Origin of the sequence: Pseudomonas sp. GD03903 (genome assembly GCF_029840045.1) — a bacterium.
Classification (GTDB): domain Bacteria; phylum Pseudomonadota; class Gammaproteobacteria; order Pseudomonadales; family Pseudomonadaceae; genus Pseudomonas; species Pseudomonas pseudonitroreducens.
In genome coordinates this window covers 349,857-372,948 of sequence record NZ_JAOCBT010000006.1, presented here as the reverse complement: position 1 = coordinate 372,948, position 23,092 = coordinate 349,857, and the positions used below count along the sequence as shown (strand labels likewise).

The window sequence follows — 23,092 nt, the reverse complement described above, 5'->3', positions numbered from 1 at the left end:
CTAAGTCGAACAGTGGGTTCGCCCACTGTTCGCAGGTATTGGGGTCCCTGCCTGGCGGGGGCTATCCAAGACCGTAGGCGGCGCAAGCCTTAAACCTCAAGCCTACGCAGATGGTGCTCCCGATTCGTTTACCGAATCAGACACCAAAACGCCGTCCGGCTCCGGCTGGACGAATCGGTAACATCCAGGAGTAAACCCGTGGCAATTAAACTCGAAGACAAGAAGGCCATCGTCGCTGAAGTCAACGAGGCTGCCAAAGCCGGTCTGTCCGCTGTCGTGGTTGATGCACGCGGCGTGACTGTCGGCGCTATGACCGGACTCCGTAAAGAGGCCCGCGCAGCTGGTGTGTACGTGAAAGTCGTACGTAACACCCTGCTCAAGCGCGCTGTTGAAGGCACTCAGTTTGAAGTGCTCAACGACGTGTTCAAGGGCCCGACCCTGATTGCTTTCTCCAACGAACATCCGGGCGCTGCCGCTCGTATCTTCAAGGAGTTTGCCAAGGGTCAGGACAAGTTCGAGATCAAGGCGGCCGCGTTCGAGGGTCAGTTCCTCGCAGCCAATCAGATCGACGTGCTGGCGACCCTGCCGACCTACAACGAAGCTGTTGCACAGCTGATGAGCGTGATCCAAGGCGCTACCAGCAAGCTGGCTCGTACTCTGGCGGCAATTCGCGATCAGAAAGAAGCTACCGCAGCCTAAGGCTCGGCATCTCCTTTCAACCTTTTTTGTTTAATTCGATGGCCTTAGGCCGTCACCCAATACAGGAATTAGAGTCATGGCTCTGACCAACGAAGACATCATCTCCGCCGTATCCGAAATGTCCGTCATGCAGATCGTTGAACTGATCAAGGCGATGGAAGAGAAGTTCGGCGTTACCGCTGCTGCCGCTACCGTTGCTGCTGCCGGCCCGGCTGCTGCCGCTGCTGAAGAGCAGACCGAGTTCACCATCGTCCTGGCCGAAGCTGGCGACAAGAAAGTGAACGTGATCAAGGTCGTTCGTGAACTGACCGGCCTGGGCCTGAAAGAAGCCAAGGCTGTCGTTGACGGCGCCCCGGGCGTGGTCAAGGAAGGCGCTTCGAAAGAAGAAGCCGAAGCTGCCAAGAAAGCCCTGGAAGAAGCAGGCGCCAAGGTCGAGCTCAAGTAAGTTCGTACCTTGCGTCGACAGCCCGAGCGTTAAGCGACAGGCTGATGGCTGGTGGCAAATGCCACCGGCCTTTTTCCGTTATGGGTGGGGTGCCGTGGGTGCCCCTCCATAACGTGAAAATCCCGCCACGACTGGCGGCGCAAACCAAGGGTTTGCACGATTTTGGGCTGCTCCCCGCGCGGGAGAGGCCAATCAAGCAGGTGACCAAGCTGGGGAACGCTGATGGCTTACTCATACACTGAGAAAAAACGTATCCGCAAGGACTTTAGCAAGTTGCCGGACGTCATGGATGTGCCGTATTTGCTGGCCATCCAGCTGGATTCCTATCGCGAATTCCTGCAGGCCGGCGCGAGCAAGGACCAGGTTCGAGACATCGGCCTGCATGCGGCCTTCAAGTCCGTTTTCCCGATTATCAGCTATTCCGGCAATGCTGCCCTGGAATACGTCGGCTACCGCCTCGGTGAGCCGGCCTTCGATGTCAAGGAATGCGTGCTGCGTGGTGTGACCTTCGCGGTCCCGCTGCGTGTGAAAGTGCGCCTGATCATTTTCGACAAAGAATCGTCGAACAAAGCGATCAAGGACATCAAGGAACAAGAAGTCTACATGGGGGAAATCCCCCTGATGACCGAGAACGGTACCTTCATCATCAACGGTACCGAGCGCGTCATCGTTTCCCAGCTGCACCGTTCCCCGGGTGTGTTCTTCGACCACGACCGTGGCAAGACCCACAGCTCCGGCAAGCTGCTGTACTCCGCTCGTATCATTCCTTACCGCGGTTCGTGGCTCGACTTCGAGTTCGATCCGAAGGACTGCGTGTTCGTTCGTATCGACCGTCGCCGCAAACTGCCGGCTTCGGTCCTGCTGCGCGCGCTGAACTACAGCACCGAGGAAATCCTCAACGCGTTCTATGACACCAACGTCTACCAGATCAAGGGCGAGACCCTGAACCTGGAACTGGTGCCTTCGCGTCTGCGTGGCGAGATCGCCAGCTTCGACATCAAGGATGCTGCCGGCAAGGTCATCGTTGAAGCGGGCCGTCGTATCACCGCGCGTCACATCAATCAGCTCGAGAAGGCCGGCATCAGCCAGCTGGAAGTGCCGTTCGACTACCTGATTGGCCGTACCGTGGCCAAGGCTGTCGTGCATCCGGCCACCGGCGAGATCATCGCCGAGTGCAACACCGAGCTGACCGTCGACGCCCTGGCCAAGATCGCCAAGGCTCAGGTCGCGCGCCTGGAAACGCTGTACACCAACGACATCGACTGCGGTCCGTTCATCTCCGACACGCTGAAGATCGACTCCACCAGCAACCAACTGGAAGCGCTGGTCGAGATCTATCGCATGATGCGTCCCGGCGAGCCGCCGACCAAGGAAGCTGCCGAGACCCTGTTCGGCAACCTGTTCTTCAGCGCCGAGCGTTACGACCTGTCCGCCGTTGGCCGCATGAAGTTCAACCGTCGCATCGGTCGTTCCGAGATCGAAGGCGCCGGCGTCCTGAGCAAGGAAGACATCGTCGAGGTCCTCAAGACCCTGGTTGCCATCCGTAACGGTAAAGGCATCGTCGACGACATCGACCACCTGGGTAACCGTCGCGTCCGTTGCGTCGGCGAGATGGCCGAGAACCAGTTCCGCGTTGGCCTGGTGCGTGTAGAGCGCGCGGTCAAGGAACGTCTGTCGATGGCCGAAAGCGAAGGCCTGATGCCGCAGGACCTGATCAACGCCAAGCCGGTGGCTGCCGCGATCAAGGAATTCTTCGGTTCCAGCCAGCTGTCGCAGTTCATGGACCAGAACAACCCGCTCTCCGAGATCACCCACAAGCGCCGTGTCTCCGCACTCGGCCCAGGTGGTCTGACTCGTGAGCGCGCGGGCTTCGAGGTTCGTGACGTACACCCGACCCACTACGGCCGCGTGTGCCCGATCGAAACCCCTGAAGGTCCGAACATCGGTCTGATCAACTCCCTGGCCACCTACGCCCGCACCAACAAGTACGGCTTCCTGGAAAGCCCGTACCGCGTGGTGAAGGAAGGTCTGGTCAGCGACGACATCGTCTTCCTGTCCGCAATCGAAGAAGCTGACCATGTCATCGCTCAGGCGTCCGCGACCCTGAACGAAAAGGGCCAGCTGATCGACGAACTGGTTGCCGTCCGTCACCTGAACGAATTCACCGTGAAGGCGCCGGAAGACGTCACCCTCATGGACGTATCGCCGAAGCAGGTCGTTTCCGTCGCTGCCTCGCTGATCCCGTTCCTCGAGCACGACGACGCCAACCGTGCACTCATGGGTTCGAACATGCAGCGTCAGGCTGTACCGACTCTGCGCGCCGACAAGCCGCTGGTAGGTACCGGCATGGAGCGCAACGTCGCCCGTGACTCCGGCGTCTGCGTGGTAGCTCGCCGTGGTGGCGTGATCGACTCGGTCGACGCGAGCCGTATCGTTGTGCGTGTGAACGACGATGAAGTCGAGACTGGCGAAGCCGGTGTCGACATCTACAACCTGACCAAGTACACCCGTTCCAACCAGAACACCTGCATCAACCAGCGTCCGCTGGTGCAGAAGGGTGATCAGGTTTCGCGCAGCGACATCCTGGCCGACGGCCCGTCCACCGACATGGGTGAACTGGCTCTGGGTCAGAACATGCGCGTAGCGTTCATGCCCTGGAACGGCTTCAACTTCGAAGACTCCATCTGCCTGTCCGAGCGCGTGGTCCAGGAAGATCGTTTCACCACGATCCACATCCAGGAACTGACCTGCGTTGCCCGTGACACCAAGCTCGGCCCAGAAGAAATCACCGCGGACATCCCGAACGTGGGTGAGGCTGCGCTGAACAAGCTGGACGAAGCAGGCATCGTCTACGTCGGCGCCGAAGTACAGGCCGGCGACATCCTGGTTGGCAAGGTCACTCCGAAAGGCGAGACCCAGCTGACTCCGGAAGAGAAGCTGCTGCGCGCGATCTTCGGTGAGAAGGCGTCCGACGTGAAGGACACCTCCCTGCGTGTGCCGACCGGCACCAAGGGCACCGTCATCGACGTACAGGTCTTCACCCGCGATGGCGTGGAGCGCGATAGCCGTGCCCTGTCCATCGAGAAGATGCAGCTGGACGAGATCCGCAAGGACCTGAACGAAGAGTTTCGCATCGTCGAAGGCGCAACCTTCGAGCGTCTGCGTTCCGCTCTGGTCGGTGCCAAGGCCGACGGCGGTCCTGCCCTGAAGAAAGGCGCAGAGATCACCGACGAGTACCTGGACGGCCTCGAGCGCGGCCAGTGGTTCAAGCTGCGCATGGCGGAAGATGCTCTGAACGAGCAGCTGGAGAAGGCCCAGGCCTACATCAGCGACCGCCGTCAGATGCTCGACGACAAGTTCGAAGACAAGAAGCGCAAGCTGCAGCAGGGCGACGACCTGGCTCCGGGCGTACTGAAGATCGTCAAGGTCTACCTCGCTATCAAGCGCCGCATCCAGCCGGGCGACAAGATGGCGGGCCGCCACGGTAACAAGGGTGTGGTCTCCGTGATCATGCCGGTCGAAGACATGCCGCACGATGCCAACGGCACTCCGGTGGATATCGTTCTGAACCCGCTGGGCGTACCGTCGCGTATGAACGTCGGCCAGATCCTCGAAACCCACCTGGGCCTCGCGGCCAAGGGCCTGGGCGAGAAGATCAACCGCATGCTCGAAGAGCAGCGCAAGATCGCCGAGCTGCGTGTCTTCCTGAACGAGATCTACAACGAGATCGGCGGCCGCCAGGAGAGCCTGGACGAGCTGAACGATAACGAGATCCTCGCTCTGGCCAACAACCTCAAGGGCGGCGTGCCCATGGCTACCCCGGTGTTCGACGGTGCCAAGGAGCGCGAGATCAAGGCCATGCTGAAGCTGGCCGATCTGCCGGAGAGCGGTCAGATGCGTCTGTATGACGGCCGCACCGGCAACCAGTTCGAGCGTACGACCACTGTTGGTTACATGTACATGCTCAAGCTGAACCACCTGGTCGATGACAAGATGCACGCACGTTCCACCGGCTCCTACAGCCTGGTTACCCAGCAGCCGCTGGGTGGTAAGGCGCAGTTCGGTGGCCAGCGTTTCGGGGAGATGGAGGTCTGGGCGCTGGAAGCCTACGGTGCCGCCTACACCCTGCAGGAAATGCTGACCGTGAAGTCGGACGACGTGAACGGCCGTACCAAGATGTACAAGAACATCGTGGACGGGGATCACCGCATGGAGGCCGGCATGCCCGAGTCCTTCAACGTGTTGATCAAAGAGATCCGCTCGCTCGGCATCGATATCGAACTGGAAACCGAATAACACGTGACGTCAAACGGTGCGGCTGGTCAAGGCCGGTCGCACCGGGTCCGTGAGGAGGAAAGGCCTTGAAAGACTTGCTTAATCTGTTGAAAAACCAGGGTCAGATCGAAGAGTTCGATGCCATCCGTATTGGTCTGGCCTCGCCCGAGATGATCCGTTCCTGGTCCTTCGGCGAAGTCAAGAAGCCGGAGACCATCAACTACCGTACCTTCAAGCCGGAGCGCGATGGTCTGTTCTGCGCCAAGATCTTTGGCCCGGTGAAGGACTATGAGTGCCTGTGCGGTAAGTACAAGCGCCTCAAGCACCGCGGTGTGATCTGCGAGAAGTGCGGCGTCGAAGTCGCGCTGGCCAAGGTGCGCCGTGAGCGCATGGGCCATATCGAGCTGGCCTCGCCGGTCGCCCACATCTGGTTCCTGAAGTCCCTGCCGTCCCGTATTGGCCTGCTGCTGGACATGACCCTGCGTGACATCGAACGCGTGCTCTATTTCGAGAGCTACGTGGTGATCGATCCGGGCATGACTACCCTGGAGAAGGGCCAGCTGCTGAACGACGAGCAGTACTTCGAAGCCCTCGAAGAGTTCGGTGACGACTTCGACGCCCGCATGGGTGCGGAAGCCGTTCGCGAACTGCTCAACGCTATCGATCTGGAGCACGAGATCGGCCGCCTGCGCGAAGAAATTCCGCAGACCAACTCGGAAACCAAGATCAAGAAGCTGTCCAAGCGCCTGAAGCTGATGGAAGCCTTCCAGGGCTCCGGCAACCATCCCGAGTGGATGGTGCTGACCGTCCTGCCGGTGCTGCCGCCGGACCTGCGTCCGCTGGTTCCGCTGGATGGCGGCCGCTTCGCGACTTCGGATCTGAACGATCTGTATCGCCGCGTGATCAACCGTAACAACCGTCTGAAGCGCCTGCTCGACCTGGCTGCTCCGGACATCATCGTGCGCAACGAAAAGCGCATGCTGCAGGAAGCCGTCGACGCCCTGCTGGACAACGGCCGTCGTGGCCGTGCCATCACCGGCTCGAACAAGCGCCCGCTGAAGTCCCTGGCCGACATGATCAAGGGCAAGCAGGGTCGCTTCCGTCAGAACCTGCTCGGCAAGCGCGTGGACTACTCCGGCCGTTCGGTAATTACCGTAGGTCCGACCCTGCGTCTGCACCAGTGCGGTCTGCCGAAGAAAATGGCCCTGGAGCTGTTCAAGCCGTTCATCTTCGGCAAGCTGGAAGGTCGTGGCATGGCCACCACCATCAAGGCCGCCAAGAAGATGGTCGAGCGCGAGCTGCCGGAAGTATGGGACGTTCTCGCCGAAGTCATCCGCGAACACCCCGTACTGCTGAACCGTGCGCCGACTCTGCACCGTCTGGGCATCCAGGCGTTCGAGCCGGTACTGATCGAAGGTAAAGCCATCCAGCTGCACCCGCTGGTCTGCGCCGCGTACAACGCCGACTTCGACGGTGACCAGATGGCCGTGCACGTTCCGCTGACCCTCGAGGCTCAGCTGGAAGCGCGCGCGCTGATGATGTCCACCAACAACATTCTGTCGCCCGCCAACGGCGAGCCGATCATCGTTCCGTCGCAGGACGTGGTAATGGGTCTGTACTACATGACCCGTGAAGCGATCAACGCGAAGGGCGAGGGCATGGCTTTCGCAGACTTGCAGGAAGTTGACCGCGCGTACCGCAGCGGCCAGGTGTCCCTGCACGCCCGCGTAAAAGTGCGCATCAACGAGAAGATCAAGAACGAGGACGGCAGCCTGACCGCCAACACTCGTATCGTCGATTCCACCGTTGGCCGTGCGCTGCTGTTCCAGGTCGTGCCGGCAGGTCTGCCGTTCGACGTGGTCAACCAGTCGATGAAGAAGAAGGCGATCTCCAAGCTGATCAACCACTGCTATCGCGTGGTCGGTCTGAAGGACACCGTCATCTTCGCTGACCAACTGATGTACACCGGCTTCGCCTACTCGACCATCTCCGGTGTGTCGATCGGCGTGAACGACTTCGTCATCCCGGACGAAAAGGCTCGCATCATCGATGCCGCCACCGAGGAAGTGAAGGAGATCGAGAGCCAGTACGCTTCCGGCCTGGTAACCCAGGGCGAGAAGTACAACAAGGTGATCGACCTCTGGTCCAAGGCCAACGACGAAGTATCCAAGGCGATGATGGCCAACCTCTCGAAAGAGAAGGTGACCGATCGCGAGGGCAAGCAGGTCGACCAGGAGTCCTTCAACTCCATGTACATGATGGCGGACTCCGGTGCGCGGGGCTCCGCGGCCCAGATCCGTCAGCTGGCCGGTATGCGTGGCCTGATGGCCAAGCCGGACGGCTCCATCATCGAGACCCCGATCACCGCGAACTTCCGTGAAGGCCTGAACGTACTCCAGTACTTCATCTCCACTCACGGTGCTCGTAAAGGTCTGGCGGATACCGCACTGAAGACTGCGAACTCCGGTTACCTGACTCGTCGTCTCGTCGACGTGGCCCAGGACCTGGTAGTGACCGAGATCGACTGCGGCACCGAGCATGGCCTGGTCATGTCCCCGCACATCGAAGGCGGCGACGTAGTAGAGCCGCTGGGTGAGCGTGTACTCGGCCGCGTGATGGCTCGTGACGTGTTCAAGCCGGGCAGCGACGACGTGATCGTCGAAGCCGGTACCCTGATCGACGAGAAGTGGGTCGATTTCCTCGAGCAGATGAGCGTCGACGAAGTCGTTGTGCGTTCGCCGATCACCTGCGAAACCCGTCACGGCATCTGCGCCATGTGCTACGGCCGCGATCTGGCCCGTGGTCACCGCGTGAACATCGGTGAGGCTGTCGGCGTTATCGCTGCCCAGTCGATCGGTGAGCCGGGTACCCAGCTGACCATGCGTACCTTCCACATCGGTGGTGCGGCCAGCCGTACTTCCGCCGTGGACAACGTCCAGGTCAAGAATGGCGGCACCATCCGCCTGCACAACCTGAAGCACGTAGAGCGTGCCGATGGCGCCCTGGTAGCGGTTTCCCGTTCCGGTGAGCTGGCGGTCGCCGACGACTTCGGTCGTGAGCGCGAGCGCTACAAGCTGCCGTACGGTGCGGTGATTTCCGTGAAGGAAGGTGACAAGGTCGATCCGGGCGCCATCGTCGCCAAGTGGGACCCGCACACCCACCCGATCGTCACCGAGATGGACGGCACCGTGGCCTTCGTGGGCATGGAAGAGGGCATCACCATCAAGCGCCAGACCGACGAACTGACCGGTCTGACCAACATTGAAGTGATGGATCCGAAGGATCGTCCGGCTGCCGGCAAGGACATCCGTCCGGCCGTGAAGCTGATCGACGCCGCAGGCAAGGATCTGCTGCTGCCGGGTACCGACGTGCCGGCTCAGTACTTCCTGCCGGCGAACGCCCTGGTCAACCTCAACGATGGCGCGAAAGTGCGTATCGGTGACGTTATCGCGCGTATCCCGCAGGAAACCTCGAAGACCCGCGACATTACCGGTGGTCTGCCGCGTGTTGCCGACCTGTTCGAAGCTCGTCGTCCGAAAGAGCCTTCGATCCTGGCGGAAATCAGCGGCACCATTTCCTTCGGCAAGGAAACCAAGGGCAAGCGCCGCCTGGTCATCACTCCCACCGACGGTAGCGATCCGTACGAGGAGCTGATTCCGAAGTGGCGTCACCTGAACGTGTTCGAAGGTGAACAGGTAAGCCGTGGTGAAGTGATCTCCGACGGCCCGAGCAACCCGCACGACATTCTCCGTCTGCTGGGTGTGAGCTCGCTGGCCAAGTACATCGTCAACGAGATCCAGGACGTTTACCGTCTGCAGGGCGTGAAGATCAACGACAAGCACATCGAGACCATCCTGCGCCAGATGCTGCGCAAGGTCGAAGTGGCCGAGTCGGGCGATTCGACCTTCATCAAGGGCGACCAGGTCGAACTGGTTCACGTGCTGGAAGAGAACGAAGTGCTGGGTACCCAGGACAAGTTCCCGGCCAAGTACGAGCGCGTTCTGCTGGGTATCACCAAGGCCTCGCTGTCCACCGAGTCGTTCATCTCGGCGGCATCCTTCCAGGAGACCACCCGCGTCCTCACCGAGGCGGCGGTCACCGGCAAGCGCGACTTCCTGCGCGGCCTGAAGGAGAACGTGGTCGTGGGTCGTCTGATCCCGGCAGGTACCGGTCTGGCTTACCACAGCGAGCGCAAGCGTCAGCGCGAACTCGGCAAACCGCAGCGCGTGAGCGCGAGCGAGGCCGAAGCAGCACTGGCCGAAGCGCTCAATCTGAGCGGTAACTAAGCCTCAAACGAAGCCCCGGTTGTCTTGACAACCGGGGCTTTGTCTTGACTGGAATCCGGAAGCTCTTTAGTATCTTGTACCCCGAAAATTGGCAGGGCGCATGCTCTGCCCATTTTCGTTTTTAAGTGTCGTAAGACAATCAGTGGAGCTATAGATGGCAACTATCAACCAGCTGGTGCGCAAACCGCGCAAGCGCCTGGTAGACAAGAGCGGCGTTCCTGCCCTGCAGAACTGCCCTCAGCGTCGCGGCGTATGCACCCGCGTATACACCACCACCCCGAAGAAGCCGAACTCCGCACTGCGTAAAGTGTGCCGTGTTCGTCTGACCAACGGTTTCGAGGTTTCCTCGTACATCGGCGGTGAAGGTCACAACCTGCAGGAACACAGCGTAGTGCTGATCCGTGGTGGTCGTGTAAAAGACCTTCCGGGTGTTCGCTACCACACCGTGCGCGGTTCGCTGGACACCTCCGGTGTCAAAGACCGTAAGCAGGGTCGTTCGAAGTACGGCGCGAAGCGTCCGAAGTAATTTTGTTTTCCTATTTGCTGAGTCGATAAGAGTAAGGTCGGGCATTGAGTCCCGGATTACCTGAAGACCGTTTGAGGGCTTATCAATGCCAAGACGTCGTGTAGCGGCCAAACGTGAGATCCTGGCCGATCCGAAATACGGAAGCCAGATTCTGGCGAAGTTCATGAACCACGTGATGGAAAGCGGCAAGAAAGCCGTTGCCGAGCGTATCGTTTACGGTGCTCTGGACAAGGTCAAAGAGCGCGGTAAAGGCGACCCCCTGGAAATCTTCGAGAAAGCACTCGACGCCATCGCTCCGCTGGTCGAAGTGAAGTCCCGCCGTGTCGGCGGTGCAACCTACCAGGTTCCGGTCGAAGTACGTCCGTCCCGTCGTAATGCACTGGCCATGCGCTGGCTGGTGGACTTCGCCCGCAAGCGTGGCGAGAAGTCCATGGCTCTGCGTCTCGCTGGCGAACTGATGGATGCCGCTGAAGGTAAAGGCGCCGCCGTCAAGAAGCGTGAAGACGTGCACCGTATGGCCGAGGCCAACAAAGCGTTCTCGCACTACCGCTTCTAATTACGGCTTCAACACTTCTGCGAGGGCTTTATGGCTCGTAATACAGCAATCAACCGCTACCGGAACATTGGTATCTGTGCCCACGTTGACGCGGGCAAGACCACCACCACCGAGCGGATCCTGTTCTACACAGGTCTCAGCCACAAGATGGGTGAGGTGCACGACGGCGCTGCTACCACCGACTGGATGGTGCAGGAGCAGGAGCGTGGTATCACCATTACCTCCGCTGCGATCACGACCTTCTGGGAAGGTTCGCGCGGCCAGTACGACAAGTACCGCGTAAACGTCATCGACACCCCCGGCCACGTAGACTTCACCATTGAAGTTGAGCGCTCCCTGCGCGTACTGGACGGCGCCGTCGTTGTGTTCTGCGGCACCTCCGGCGTTGAGCCGCAGTCCGAAACCGTATGGCGTCAAGCCAACAAATACGGTGTTCCGCGTATCGTTTACGTGAACAAGATGGACCGCGCCGGCGCCAACTTCCTGCGCGTCGTCGGTCAGATCAAGAACCGCCTGGGTCATACCCCGGTTCCGGTTCAGCTGGCTATCGGTGCAGAAGATGACTTCCAGGGTCAGGTTGACCTGCTGAAGATGAAGGCCATCTACTGGAACGAAGACGACAAAGGCACTTCCTACCGCGAAGAAGAAATTCCCGCGGACATGGTTGAGCTGGCCACCGAGTGGCGCAACAACATGGTCGAGGCTGCTGCCGAAGCCAACGAAGAGCTGATGAACAAGTACCTGGAAGAGGGTGAGCTGTCGATCGAAGAGATCAAGGCTGGCCTGCGTCTGCGTACCATCGCCTGCGAAATCGTACCGGCTGTCTGTGGCTCCTCGTTCAAGAACAAGGGCGTGCCCCTGGTTCTCGACGCCGTCATCGACTTCCTGCCTGCTCCGACCGAGATCCCTGCGATCCAGGGTATCCACCCGGATCACATTGACGACGGCGACGATGCTCCGAAAGACGAGCGTCCGGCTGACGACAATGCTCCGTTCTCGGCTCTGGCATTCAAGATCGCCACTGACCCGTTCGTAGGTACTCTGACCTTCGTTCGCGTCTACTCGGGCGTTCTGGAGTCCGGTAACTCGGTTATCAACTCCGTGAAAGGCAAGAAAGAGCGCGTTGGTCGTATGGTGCAGATGCACGCCAACCAGCGTGACGAGATCAAAGAAGTACGCGCTGGCGACATCGCTGCTCTGATCGGCATGAAGGACGTCACCACTGGTGACACCCTGTGCGACATCGAGAAGCCGATCATCCTCGAGCGTATGGACTTCCCGGAGCCTGTGATCTCGGTAGCTGTTGAGCCGAAGACCAAGGCTGACCAGGAGAAGATGGGTATCGCCCTCGGCAAGCTGGCTCAGGAAGACCCGTCGTTCCGCGTCAAGACCGACGAAGAAACCGGCCAGACCATCATCTCCGGTATGGGTGAGCTGCACCTGGACATCCTCGTCGACCGCATGAAGCGTGAATTCGGCGTTGAGGCGAACATCGGCAAGCCGCAGGTTTCGTACCGCGAAACCATCTCGAAAGACAACATCGAGATCGAAGGCAAGTTCGTTCGTCAGTCCGGTGGTCGTGGTCAGTTCGGTCACTGCTGGATTCGCTTCTCGACTCCGGACGTGGACGACAAGGGCAACATCACTGAAGGCCTGGTCTTCACCAACGAAGTCGTGGGCGGTGTGGTTCCGAAGGAATACATTCCGGCCATCCAGAAGGGCATCGAAGAGCAGATGAAGAACGGCGTTGTCGCCGGCTATCCGCTGATCGGCCTGAAGGCGACCGTCTTCGATGGTTCCTACCACGACGTCGACTCCAACGAGATGGCGTTCAAGATCGCTGCTTCCATGGCGACCAAGCAGCTGGCCCAGAAGGGCGGCGGCAAGGTTCTGGAGCCGATCATGAAGGTGGAAGTGGTGACTCCTGAGGACTACATGGGTGACGTGATGGGTGACCTGAACCGTCGTCGTGGTCTGATTCAGGGGATGGAAGACTCGGTTTCCGGTAAGGTTATCCGTGCCGAGGTTCCGCTGGGCGAGATGTTCGGTTATGCAACCGACGTGCGTTCCATGTCCCAGGGTCGCGCTAGCTACTCCATGGAATTCTCCAAGTATGCTGAAGCTCCGGCGAACGTCGTCGAAGCTCTGGCCAAAAAACAAGCTTGATTCAGCTCTTTTAGTAAGAGGTTACTCTCGTGGCTAAAGAAAAATTTGAACGTAACAAACCGCACGTCAACGTCGGCACCATCGGTCACGTTGACCACGGCAAAACCACTCTGACCGCTGCTCTGACCAAGGTCTGCTCCGAGACCTGGGGCGGCTCCGCTCGCGCTTTCGACCAGATCGACAACGCGCCGGAAGAGAAGGCTCGTGGTATCACCATCAACACCTCTCACGTTGAATACGACTCGCCGGTACGCCACTACGCTCACGTAGACTGCCCGGGCCACGCCGACTACGTGAAGAACATGATCACCGGTGCTGCCCAGATGGACGGCGCGATCCTGGTTTGCTCGGCTGCTGACGGCCCCATGCCGCAGACCCGCGAGCACATCCTGCTGTCCCGTCAGGTAGGCGTTCCTTACATTGTCGTGTTCCTGAACAAGGCCGACATGGTTGACGACGCCGAGCTGCTGGAACTGGTCGAGATGGAAGTTCGCGACCTGCTGAACACCTACGACTTCCCGGGCGACGACACTCCGATCGTGATCGGTTCCGCTCTGATGGCTCTGAACGGCCAGGACGACAACGAGATGGGCGTTTCCGCCGTGCGCAAGCTGGTAGAAACCCTGGACTCCTACATCCCTGAGCCGGTTCGTGCAATCGACCAGCCGTTCCTGATGCCGATCGAAGACGTGTTCTCGATCTCCGGTCGTGGCACCGTGGTAACTGGCCGTGTTGAGCGTGGCATCGTCAAGGTCCAGGAAGAAGTGGAAATCGTCGGTATCAAGGCGACCACCAAGACCACCTGCACTGGCGTTGAAATGTTCCGCAAGCTGCTCGACGAAGGTCGTGCTGGTGAGAACGTCGGCGTTCTGCTGCGTGGCACCAAGCGTGAAGACGTAGAGCGTGGCCAGGTTCTGGCCAAGCCGGGCACCATCAAGCCGCACACTAAGTTCGAGTGCGAAGTGTACGTGCTGTCCAAAGAAGAAGGTGGTCGTCACACCCCGTTCTTCAAGGGCTACCGTCCGCAGTTCTACTTCCGTACCACCGACGTAACCGGCAACTGCGAGCTGCCGGAAGGCGTTGAGATGGTAATGCCGGGCGACAACGTGAAAATGGTTGTCACCCTGATCGCTCCGATCGCCATGGAAGATGGCCTGCGCTTCGCGATTCGCGAAGGCGGCCGTACCGTTGGCGCCGGCGTGGTTGCCAAGATCATCGAGTAATCGCTGATCTGCTCCAGAAAAAGGGACCCTTCGGGGTCCCTTTTTCGTTGAGTTGGTTAAATATTGACACCCCCCAGGCGCATCCGTACAATTGCGCCTCCTTTTAACGGGCGGAGTCCGTCCGTTGGGAATGGCAACTTGGAGTCTGAGGTCAAATGCAAAATCAACAAATCCGTATTCGGTTGAAGGCTTTTGATCACCGCCTGATCGACCAATCTACCCAGGAAATCGTGGAAACCGCGAAACGTACTGGCGCTCAGGTGCGTGGTCCGATTCCTCTGCCGACCCGCAAGGAACGTTACACCGTGCTGATTTCCCCGCACGTCAACAAGGACGCTCGTGACCAGTACGAAATTCGTACCCACAAGCGTGTTCTCGACATCGTTCAGCCGACCGACAAAACCGTCGACGCGCTGATGAAGCTCGACCTTGCTGCTGGCGTCGAAGTACAGATCAGCCTCGGCTAATGCCTTCGGCATTGGTCGTGTAACGCTCTGAAATGGGCGGCCATAGCGGGTGAAAGCCCCGTACACTAAAGAGGTTCTAAAGATGACAATTGGTGTTGTCGGTCGTAAGTGCGGCATGACCCGCATCTTCACCGAAGATGGTGTCTCCATTCCGGTCACGGTCATTGAGGTCGAGCCGAATCGCGTCACCCAGTTCAAAAACGAAGAGAGCGATGGCTATCGCGCTGTGCAGGTAACTGCTGGCGAGCGTCGTGCTTCTCGCGTGACCAAGGCGCAAGCCGGTCACTTTGCCAAGGCGAATGTCGCCGCCGGTCGCGGCGTGTGGGAATTCCGTCTGGGCGAAGAGGAGTTCAAGGCAGGCGATTCCATCTCTGTCGATCTGTTCCAGGCTGGCCAGCTGGTAGACGTTACCGGCGAGTCCAAGGGTAAAGGCTTCGCCGGTACCATCAAGCGCTGGAACTTCCGTGGTCAAGATAACACCCACGGTAACTCCGTTTCCCACCGCGTCCCGGGTTCCATCGGCCAGTGCCAGACTCCTGGTCGAGTGTTCAAGGGCAAAAAAATGTCGGGCCACATGGGTGCTGAGCGCGTAACCGTTCAATCCCTTGAGGTCGTGCGTGTCGATGCAGAGCGCAATCTGCTGCTGGTCAAAGGTGCTGTTCCTGGCGCTACCGGTGGTGATGTGCTGGTGCGTCCGGCAGCCAAGGCTCGCGGTTAAGAGAGGAAGCTGAGATGCAACTGAATGTAAATGGCGCTCAGGCGATCGAGGTTTCCGAGCGTACCTTTGGTAGCGAATTCAACGAGACCCTGGTTCACCAGGCAGTCGTCGCCTACATGGCTGGCGGCCGCCAGGGCACCAAGGCTCAGAAAACTCGTTCCGAAGTCTCCGGTGGTGGCAAGAAGCCGTGGCGTCAGAAGGGCACTGGTCGTGCTCGTGCTGGCACCATCCGTAGCCCCATCTGGCGTGGCGGCGGCGCGACTTTCGCAGCCAAGCCCCAGGATCACTCCCAGAAGCTCAACAAGAAGATGTACCGCGCTGCTCTGCGCTCCATCCTCTCTGAGCTGGTTCGTCTGGATCGTCTGGTTGTCGTTGCCGACTTCGCTGTCGATGCACCGAAGACCAAGGGTCTGGTCAGCAAGTTGGAAGGCCTGGGCCTGAAAGATGTACTGATCGTCACCGAAGGCGTCGATGAGAACCTGTACCTGGCAGCTCGCAACCTGGCCCACGTCGATGTACGTGACGTTCAGGCTTCCGATCCGGTCAGCCTCATCGCCTACGACAAGGTGCTGGTCACCGTGTCTGCCGTGAAGAAGTTCGAGGAGCTGCTGGCATGAACCAGGAACGCGTATTCAAAGTGCTGCTGGGCCCGCATATCTCCGAGAAGGCCACTGGCCTGGCGGACGGCAACAGCCAATTCGTTTTCAAGGTTGCCACTGATGCAACCAAGCTGGAAATCAAGAAGGCCGTAGAGAGCCTGTTCGGCGTGAAAGTACGTCGCGTCACCACCCTGAATGTTCAGGGCAAGACCAAGCGTACCGTTCGCGGCCTGGGCAAGCGTAACGACTGGAAAAAAGCGTACATCGCTCTCCAGCCGGGCCAGGATCTCGATTTCGCAGCTGGCGCTGAGTAAAGGGGTGCATCATGGCAATCGTTAAATGCAAACCGACTTCCGCTGGTCGTCGTTTCGTCGTCAAGGTAGTGAACCAGGACCTGCACAAAGGTGCTCCGTTCGCTCCCCTGCTCGAGAAGAAGTCCAAGTCGGGCGGCCGTAACAACAACGGTCGTATCACCACCCGTCATATCGGTGGTGGTCACAAGCAGCACTATCGTCTGGTCGACTTCCGCCGCAACAAGGATGGCATTCCTGCCATCGTTGAACGCGTCGAATACGATCCGAACCGTACTGCTCACATCGCTCTGCTGAAATACGCGGACGGCGAGCGTCGTTACATCATCGCCCCCAAAGGCGTGGTGGCTGGCGATCAACTGATCTCCGGTATCGGCGCTCCGATCAAGGCCGGCAACAACATGCCGCTGCGCAACATCCCGGTTGGTAGCACCATCCACGGTATCGAACTGAAGCCTGGCAAAGGCGCTCAGATCGCTCGCTCCGCTGGCGCTTCGGCTCAGCTGGTTGCCCGTGAAGGCGCTTACGTCACCGTGCGTCTGCGTTCCGGCGAAATGCGCAAAGTCCTGGCTGACTGCCGTGCGACCCTGGGTGAAGTCTCGAACTCCGAGCACAGCCTGCGTTCGCTGGGTAAAGCTGGTGCCAAGCGCTGGCGTGGCGTTCGCCCGACCGTTCGTGGTGTTGCCATGAACCCGGTCGACCACCCGCATGGTGGTGGTGAAGGTCGTACCTCTGCTGGTCGTCATCCGGTATCGCCGTGGGGTCTTCAGACCAAGGGTAAGAAGACTCGCGCGAACAAGCGTACCGACAACATGATCGTCCGTCGCCGCAAGTAAATAGAGGGATACGACAGTGCCACGTTCTCTGAAAAAAGGTCCTTTTATCGATCTTCACCTGCTGAAGAAGATCGAAGTGGCGGTAGAAAAGAACGACCGCAAGCCGATCAAGACCTGGTCGCGCCGTTCTATGATCATGCCGCACATGGTTGGTCTGACCATCGCTGTCCACAACGGCCGTCAACACGTGCCGGTTCTGGTCAACGAAGACATGGTCGGTCACAAACTCGGCGAGTTCGCTGCTACCCGCACTTATCGTGGGCACGCTGCGGACAAGAAAGCCAAGCGTTAAGGGGTAAGGAAGATGGAAGTAGCCGCTAAGCTCTCGGGCGCTCGTATCTCCGCCCAGAAAGCCCGCTTGGTCGCCGACCAGATCCGCGGGAAGAAGGTGGGCGACGCGCTCAACCTCCTGGCTTTCAGCAACAAGAAAGCCGCCGAGATCATGAAGAAAGTGCTGGAGTCGGCCGTTGCCAACGCCGAGCACAACGAAGGTGCCGATGTAGACGATCTCAAAGTCTCCACCGTCTTCGTCAACGAAGGTCGTTCGCTCAAGCGCATCATGCCGCGTGCCAAAGGCCGTGCTGATCGCATCGTCAAGCGGTCTTGCCATATCACTGTCAAGGTTGCGGACAAGTAACGGAGTCGATCAGATGGGTCAGAAAGTACATCCCAATGGCATCCGCCTGGGTATCGTCAAGGAGCACACCTCCGTTTGGTACGCAGATAAGCGCACTTACGCCGATTATCTGTTCGCCGACCTGAAGGTACGTGAGTATCTCCAAGACAAACTAAAAAGCGCGTCCGTAAGCCGTATCGATATCCATCGCCCGGCCCAAACCGCACGCATCACCATCCACACCGCTCGTCCCGGCATCGTGATCGGCAAGAAAGGTGAAGATGTTGAGAAGCTGCGTCAGGACCTGACCAAGCAAATGGGTGTGCCTGTGCACATCAACATCGAAGAGATCCGCAAGCCGGAACTCGACGGTATGCTGGTTGCGCAAAGCGTAGCTCAGCAGCTGGAGCGCCGCGTTATGTTCCGTCGCGCCATGAAGCGCGCTGTACAGAACGCCATGCGTATTGGTGCCAAGGGCATCAAGATCCAGGTAAGCGGTCGTCTGGGCGGCGCTGAAATCGCTCGTACCGAGTGGTATCGCGAAGGTCGTGTGCCCCTGCACACCCTGCGTGCCGACATCGACTACGCAACCTACGAAGCGCACACCACTTACGGTGTGATCGGTGTGAAGGTTTGGATCTTCAAAGGCGAGGTCATTGGTGGCCGCCAGGAAGAGCTGAAGCCCCAAGCGCCCGCTCCTCGTAAAAAAGCTGCTAAGTAAGGAGTACGCAAATGCTGCAACCCAAGCGTACGAAGTTCCGCAAGCAAATGACCGGTCACAACCGTGGCCTGGCTCATCGCGGTTCTAAAGTCAGCTTCGGCGAGTTCGCCCTCAAGGCAACCAGCCGTGGCCGTCTCACCGCGCGTCAGATCGAGTCCGCACGTCGTGCGCTGACCCGTCACGTAAAACGTGGCGGCAAGATCTGGATCCGCGTATTCCCCGACAAGCCTGTTACCAAGAAGCCCCTGGAAGTACGTATGGGTAAAGGTAAGGGCGGCGTCGAGTACTGGGTAGCCCAGATTCAACCGGGCAAGGTCCTGTACGAGATCGAGGGTGTATCCGAAGAGCTGGCGCGTGAGGCATTCGCCCTGGCTGCTGCAAAGCTGCCGCTCGCCACCTCCTTTGTTAAGCGGACGGTGATGTGATGAAAGCGAATGAACTTCGTGAAAAATCCGTTGAGCAGCTGAACGAGCAACTGCTCGGCCTGCTGCGCGACCAGTTCAATCTGCGCATGCAGAAAGCAACTGGCCAGTTGGGGCAGTCTCACCTGCTCTCGCAGGTTAAGCGCGACATCGCTCGCGTGAAAACTGTGCTCAACCAGCAAGCAGGTAAGTAATCATGGCTGAAGCTCAGAAAACCGTCCGTACGCTGACTGGCCGCGTCGTCAGCGACAAAATGGACAAGACCATTTCCGTTCTGATCGAGCGCCGCGTTAAGCACCCGATCTACGGCAAATACGTGAAGCGTTCGACCAAACTGCACGCACACGACGAAACCAATCAGTGCCGCATTGGTGACCTGGTCACCATTCGCGAGACCCGTCCGCTGGCCAAGACCAAGGCCTGGACCCTGGTTGATATCGTCGAGCGCGCGGTTGAAGTCTAAGGGTCGGAGATAGAAGATGATTCAGACTCAATCCATGCTCGAAGTCGCTGATAACAGCGGCGCGCGTCGCGTAATGTGCATCAAGGTACTCGGCGGTTCGCATCGCCGTTACGCCGGCATTGGCGACATCATCAAGGTCACCGTCAAGGAAGCAATTCCGCGTGGCAAGGTGAAGAAGGGCCAGGTAATGACTGCCGTGGTCGTTCGCACCAAGCACGGCGTGCGTCGTACCGACGGTTCCATTATTCGCTTCGACGGCAACGCCGCCGTCCTGCTGAATAACAAGCAGGAGCCGATCGGCACCCGTATCTTCGGGCCGGTGACTCGTGAACTTCGTACCGAGAAGTTCATGAAGATCGTCTCCCTTGCCCCTGAAGTGCTGTAAGGAGTAGCCGTCATGCAAAAAATTCGTCGTGACGACGAAGTCATCGTCATTGCCGGCAAGGACAAGGGCAAGCGTGGCAAAGTGATCAAGGTTCTGGCTGACGACCGTCTGGTCGTTGGCGGTGTGAACCTGGTCAAGCGCCACACCAAGCCCAACCCCATGCTCAACCAGCAAGGCGGGATCGTCGAGAAGGAGGCGCCTCTGCACGTCTCCAACGTCGCCATCTTCAACGCTGAAACCAACAAGGCTGACCGCGTTGGTTTCAAAGTCGAAGACGGTAAGAAGATTCGTGTCTTCAAGTCGACCCAGAAACCGGTTCAGGCTTGAGGGAGCTAGGTAGATCACCATGGCACGATTGAAAGAAATTTATCGGAAGGAAATCGCTCCCAAGCTGAAGCAAGAGCTTCAGCTGGCGAACGTGATGGAAGTTCCGCGCGTTACCAAAATCACCCTGAACATGGGTCTTGGCGAAGCTGTCGGCGACAAGAAAGTCATCGAGAGCGCCGTAGCTGATCTGGAAAAGATCGCGGGTCAGAAGCCGGTCGTGACTTACGCTCGTAAGTCCATCGCTGGTTTCAAGATTCGTGAAGGCTGGCCGATCGGCGTGAAAGTCACCCTGCGTGGCGATCGCATGTACGAGTTCCTGGACCGTCTGCTGTCGATTTCCCTGCCGCGCGTTCGTGACTTCCGCGGTCTGAATGCCAAGTCCTTCGACGGCCGTGGCAACTACAGCATGGGCGTCAAAGAGCAGATCATCTTCCCGGAAATCGATTACGACAAGATCGATGCCCTCCGCGGTATGGATATCACTCTGACCACTACCGCGCGTTCGGATGATGAAGGTCGTGCGCTGCTGCGCGCCTTCAAATTCCCGTTCCGCAACTGATTGGAGTAGGACCATGGCTAAAGAGAGCATGAAGAACCGTGAGCTGAAGCGTCAGCGCACGGTAGCCAAGTACGCCAAAAAGCGTGCCGAGCTGAAAGCGATCATCGTTAATCCGAGCACCACTGCGGAAGATCGTTGGAATGCCCAGGTCGCCCTGCAGAAGCAACCGCGTGACGCGAGCGCCAGCCGCCTGCGTAACCGTTGCCGTCTGACCGGTCGTCCGCACGGTTACTACCGCAAGTTCGGCCTGAGCCGTAACAAGCTGCGTGAAGCAGCAATGCGCGGTGACGTACCGGGCCTGGTGAAAGCCAGCTGGTAAGTGCTAGACGGAGCTGGCAACAGCTCCGTTGATCGCTTTGCGAAGCAAGCCCCCTCGTGGGGCTTGATTCGTTTTTGAGCGATCTCTAGAATACCCGGCTCCCCCGAGCCCGGGTTTAGATCGCCCGGCGTTTTGAGGGCGAGTTTTGTAGTTGAAGGCTTATCTTTTGTATCAGGAGCATTAAGCCCATGAGTATGCAGGACCCGTTAGCAGACATGCTAACTCGCATCCGTAATGCCCAGATGGCTGAGAAGACCGTCGTGAGCATGCCGTCTTCCAAGCTGAAAGCGGCAGTCGCCAAAGTCCTCAAGGACGAAGGTTACATTGCGGATTTCCAAGTCACCGCCGAGGCCAAGCCTCTGCTGTCGATCGAGCTGAAGTACTTCGAAGGCAAGCCTGTCATCGAGGAAGTGAAGCGAATCAGCCGTCCTGGCCTGCGCCAGTACAAATCCGTAGACCAGCTGCCGAAAGTTCGCGGCGGCCTGGGCGTTTCGATCGTCTCCACCAACAAAGGTGTGATGACTGACCGTGCTGCCCGTGCCGCTGGCGTTGGTGGCGAAGTGCTCTGCACTGTGTTCTAAGGGGAATCAGCATGTCTCGCGTTGCTAAGAACCCCGTCATTCTGCCTGCCGGCGTTGAAATCAAGCTGGCTGGTCAGGAACTTTCGATCAAGGGTGCCAAAGGCGCTCTGGAGCTGAAAGTACATCCGTCCGTCGAAGTCATTCAGGACAACGGTGAGCTGCGTTTCGCTGCGCGTAACGGCGACCAGCAGACCCGTGCCATGGCCGGTACCACTCGCGCTCTGGTCAACAATATGGTGATCGGCGTCAGCCAAGGCTTCGAGCGCAAGCTCCAGCTGGTTGGTGTTGGTTACAAAGCGCAGGCCAAAGGCCAAGTGCTGTCCCTGGCTCTCGGCTTCTCCCACCCGGTTGATTACGAACTGCCTGCCGGCATCGTCGCGGAAACCCCCAGCCAGACCGACATCCTGATCAAGGGTATCGACAAGCAGCTGGTTGGCCAGGTTGCCGCGGAAATCCGCGACTTCCGTCCGCCGGAGCCGTACAAAGGCAAGGGCGTGCGTTACGCCGACGAAGTCGTCCTTCGTAAAGAAGCCAAGAAGAAGTAGGGCATAGCAAATGAGCGTCAAGAAAGAAACCCGTCTGCGCCGCGCTCGCAAGGCTCGCCTGAAGATGCGCGAACTGGAAGCCGTACGCCTCTGCGTGTACCGCTCCTCCCAGCACATCTACGCCCAGGTTATTGCAGCCGACGGCGGCAAGGTCCTGGCCAGCGCCTCGACCCTGGACAAAGAACTGCGCGAAGCTGCCACCGGCAACGTCGACGCAGCCAAGAAAGTTGGTCAACTGGTCGCGGAACGCGCCAAGGCTGCCGGCGTCACTCAGGTGGCGTTCGACCGTTCTGGCTTCAAGTACCACGGTCGTATCAAGGCCCTGGCTGATGCCGCTCGTGAAGGCGGTCTGGAGTTCTAAGTTATGGCAAACAACGATCAAAAGCGCGACGAAGGCTACATCGAGAAGCTGGTTCAAGTGAACCGCGTCGCCAAAACCGTAAAAGGTGGCCGTATCTTCGCCTTCACCGCGCTGACCGTGGTTGGCGATGGCAAGGGCCGTGTTGGCTTCGGTCGTGGCAAGGCGCGTGAAGTGCCGGCCGCTATCCAGAAGGCAATGGAAGCTGCTCGCCGCAACATGATCCAGGTTGATCTGAACGGCACCACCCTGCAGTACCCGACCAAGTCCGCCCATGGCGCCTCCAAGGTGTACATGCAGCCGGCTTCCGAAGGTACCGGCATCATCGCCGGCGGCGCCATGCGTGCTGTCCTGGAAGTGGCCGGTGTGCAGAACGTTCTGGCGAAGTGCTACGGCTCCACCAATCCGGTGAACGTGGTCTACGCAACCTTCAAGGGCCTGAAGAACATGCAGTCTCCTGAGTCGGTAGCGGCCAAGCGTGGCAAGAGCGTCGAGGAGATTCTCTAACCATGGCAACTGTCAAAGTTACCCTGATCAAGAGCCTGAACGGCCGTCTGGCCAATCACAAGGCTTGCGTCAAAGGCCTCGGCCTGCGTCGCATTAATCACACCGTCGAAGTTCAGGACACTCCTGAAAACCGCGGCATGATTAACAAGGCCTACTACCTGCTGCGTGTGGAGGGTTAATCC

The 23,092-nt window shown here is 59.0% G+C and carries 28 protein-coding genes; all 28 read left to right on the top strand.

The features are described 5' to 3' along the window. Positions 1–198: 198 nt before the first annotated feature. The 28 genes from rplJ (at position 199) to rpmD (ending at position 23,089) form a co-directional block, all read left to right on the top strand. Complete coding sequence (gene rplJ, locus N5C91_RS12720; RefSeq protein ID WP_015475313.1) at positions 199–699, top strand: 50S ribosomal protein L10; 501 nt, start codon at positions 199–201, stop codon at positions 697–699. A 76-nt stretch (positions 700–775) separates the two neighbouring features. Beyond that, positions 776–1,144, top strand: a complete 369-nt coding sequence (gene rplL / locus N5C91_RS12715) for a 50S ribosomal protein L7/L12 (protein WP_017516430.1) — start codon at positions 776–778, stop codon at positions 1,142–1,144. A 222-nt stretch (positions 1,145–1,366) separates the two neighbouring features. Continuing rightward, positions 1,367–5,440 carry a DNA-directed RNA polymerase subunit beta gene (gene rpoB / locus N5C91_RS12710; RefSeq protein WP_054910991.1) on the top strand — a complete coding sequence of 1,358 codons (4,074 nt, stop codon included), beginning with the start codon at positions 1,367–1,369 and terminating at the stop codon, positions 5,438–5,440. 65 nt (positions 5,441–5,505) lie between these two features. Beyond that, positions 5,506–9,705, top strand: a complete 4,200-nt coding sequence (gene rpoC, locus N5C91_RS12705) for a DNA-directed RNA polymerase subunit beta' (RefSeq protein WP_279830004.1) — start codon at positions 5,506–5,508, stop codon at positions 9,703–9,705. A 154-nt stretch (positions 9,706–9,859) separates the two neighbouring features. Beyond that, entirely contained in the window at positions 9,860–10,231 is a 372-nt protein-coding gene (gene rpsL, locus N5C91_RS12700) for a 30S ribosomal protein S12 (RefSeq protein WP_015475317.1), read from the top strand. An 85-nt stretch (positions 10,232–10,316) separates the two neighbouring features. Then, complete coding sequence (gene rpsG / locus N5C91_RS12695) at positions 10,317–10,787, top strand: 30S ribosomal protein S7 (RefSeq protein WP_054910989.1); 471 nt, start codon at positions 10,317–10,319, stop codon at positions 10,785–10,787. A 30-nt stretch (positions 10,788–10,817) separates the two neighbouring features. Then, complete coding sequence (fusA, locus tag N5C91_RS12690) at positions 10,818–12,953, top strand: elongation factor G (RefSeq protein ID WP_192435059.1); 2,136 nt, start codon at positions 10,818–10,820, stop codon at positions 12,951–12,953. A 29-nt stretch (positions 12,954–12,982) separates the two neighbouring features. Next, positions 12,983–14,176 (top strand): elongation factor Tu, encoded by a 1,194-nt coding sequence (gene tuf, locus N5C91_RS12685; protein WP_065327628.1) that lies wholly within the window; start codon positions 12,983–12,985, stop codon positions 14,174–14,176. Positions 14,177–14,331: 155 nt separating this feature from the next. Then, positions 14,332–14,643: a 30S ribosomal protein S10 gene (gene rpsJ, locus N5C91_RS12680; protein WP_003243886.1), complete on the top strand. Its 312-nt coding sequence runs from the start codon at positions 14,332–14,334 to the stop codon at positions 14,641–14,643. 82 nt (positions 14,644–14,725) lie between these two features. Next, complete coding sequence (gene rplC / locus N5C91_RS12675; protein WP_024767389.1) at positions 14,726–15,361, top strand: 50S ribosomal protein L3; 636 nt, start codon at positions 14,726–14,728, stop codon at positions 15,359–15,361. A 14-nt stretch (positions 15,362–15,375) separates the two neighbouring features. Continuing rightward, a complete protein-coding gene (rplD, locus tag N5C91_RS12670; protein ID WP_017521904.1) occupies positions 15,376–15,978 on the top strand; it encodes a 50S ribosomal protein L4 in 603 nt (200 codons plus the stop codon). Next, positions 15,975–16,274, top strand: a complete 300-nt coding sequence (gene rplW / locus N5C91_RS12665) for a 50S ribosomal protein L23 (protein ID WP_015475322.1) — start codon at positions 15,975–15,977, stop codon at positions 16,272–16,274. The genes rplD and rplW overlap by 4 nt, the downstream gene beginning before the upstream one ends. Before the next feature lie 11 nt (positions 16,275–16,285). Continuing rightward, the gene (rplB, locus tag N5C91_RS12660; RefSeq protein WP_024767388.1) at positions 16,286–17,107 is read left to right on the top strand and encodes a 50S ribosomal protein L2; all 822 of its coding nucleotides are present in this window, start codon (positions 16,286–16,288) and stop codon (positions 17,105–17,107) included. 16 nt (positions 17,108–17,123) lie between these two features. Continuing rightward, entirely contained in the window at positions 17,124–17,399 is a 276-nt protein-coding gene (gene rpsS / locus N5C91_RS12655) for a 30S ribosomal protein S19 (protein WP_017521902.1), read from the top strand. Between the two features lie 12 nt (positions 17,400–17,411). Next, the gene (rplV, locus tag N5C91_RS12650; RefSeq protein ID WP_015475325.1) at positions 17,412–17,744 is read left to right on the top strand and encodes a 50S ribosomal protein L22; all 333 of its coding nucleotides are present in this window, start codon (positions 17,412–17,414) and stop codon (positions 17,742–17,744) included. A gap of 13 nt (positions 17,745–17,757) precedes the next feature. After that, on the top strand, positions 17,758–18,444 hold the full coding sequence (rpsC, locus tag N5C91_RS12645; protein WP_024767387.1) for a 30S ribosomal protein S3: 687 nt from the start codon (positions 17,758–17,760) through the stop codon (positions 18,442–18,444). An 11-nt stretch (positions 18,445–18,455) separates the two neighbouring features. Then, positions 18,456–18,869, top strand: a complete 414-nt coding sequence (rplP, locus tag N5C91_RS12640; RefSeq protein WP_009617163.1) for a 50S ribosomal protein L16 — start codon at positions 18,456–18,458, stop codon at positions 18,867–18,869. Continuing rightward, positions 18,869–19,060 (top strand): 50S ribosomal protein L29, encoded by a 192-nt coding sequence (gene rpmC / locus N5C91_RS12635; protein ID WP_003093720.1) that lies wholly within the window; start codon positions 18,869–18,871, stop codon positions 19,058–19,060. Before rplP ends, rpmC begins: the two co-directional genes overlap by 1 nt. A gap of 2 nt (positions 19,061–19,062) precedes the next feature. Beyond that, entirely contained in the window at positions 19,063–19,329 is a 267-nt protein-coding gene (gene rpsQ / locus N5C91_RS12630) for a 30S ribosomal protein S17 (RefSeq protein WP_236172369.1), read from the top strand. Between the two features lie 16 nt (positions 19,330–19,345). Then, the gene (gene rplN / locus N5C91_RS12625; RefSeq protein WP_017521901.1) at positions 19,346–19,714 is read left to right on the top strand and encodes a 50S ribosomal protein L14; all 369 of its coding nucleotides are present in this window, start codon (positions 19,346–19,348) and stop codon (positions 19,712–19,714) included. Between the two features lie 12 nt (positions 19,715–19,726). Beyond that, entirely contained in the window at positions 19,727–20,041 is a 315-nt protein-coding gene (gene rplX, locus N5C91_RS12620; protein WP_045215317.1) for a 50S ribosomal protein L24, read from the top strand. 19 nt (positions 20,042–20,060) lie between these two features. After that, positions 20,061–20,600 carry a 50S ribosomal protein L5 gene (gene rplE, locus N5C91_RS12615; protein ID WP_017521899.1) on the top strand — a complete coding sequence of 180 codons (540 nt, stop codon included), beginning with the start codon at positions 20,061–20,063 and terminating at the stop codon, positions 20,598–20,600. A gap of 13 nt (positions 20,601–20,613) precedes the next feature. After that, positions 20,614–20,919 (top strand): 30S ribosomal protein S14, encoded by a 306-nt coding sequence (gene rpsN, locus N5C91_RS12610; protein ID WP_024767384.1) that lies wholly within the window; start codon positions 20,614–20,616, stop codon positions 20,917–20,919. 188 nt (positions 20,920–21,107) lie between these two features. Continuing rightward, positions 21,108–21,500 (top strand): 30S ribosomal protein S8, encoded by a 393-nt coding sequence (rpsH, locus tag N5C91_RS12605; protein ID WP_015475331.1) that lies wholly within the window; start codon positions 21,108–21,110, stop codon positions 21,498–21,500. Positions 21,501–21,511: 11 nt separating this feature from the next. Then, entirely contained in the window at positions 21,512–22,045 is a 534-nt protein-coding gene (gene rplF, locus N5C91_RS12600; protein WP_015475332.1) for a 50S ribosomal protein L6, read from the top strand. A gap of 10 nt (positions 22,046–22,055) precedes the next feature. Then, the gene (gene rplR, locus N5C91_RS12595; protein WP_017521897.1) at positions 22,056–22,406 is read left to right on the top strand and encodes a 50S ribosomal protein L18; all 351 of its coding nucleotides are present in this window, start codon (positions 22,056–22,058) and stop codon (positions 22,404–22,406) included. Positions 22,407–22,409: 3 nt separating this feature from the next. After that, entirely contained in the window at positions 22,410–22,910 is a 501-nt protein-coding gene (gene rpsE, locus N5C91_RS12590; RefSeq protein ID WP_009617173.1) for a 30S ribosomal protein S5, read from the top strand. A gap of 2 nt (positions 22,911–22,912) precedes the next feature. After that, positions 22,913–23,089, top strand: a complete 177-nt coding sequence (gene rpmD / locus N5C91_RS12585; protein ID WP_009617174.1) for a 50S ribosomal protein L30 — start codon at positions 22,913–22,915, stop codon at positions 23,087–23,089. Positions 23,090–23,092: the final 3 nt, after the last annotated feature.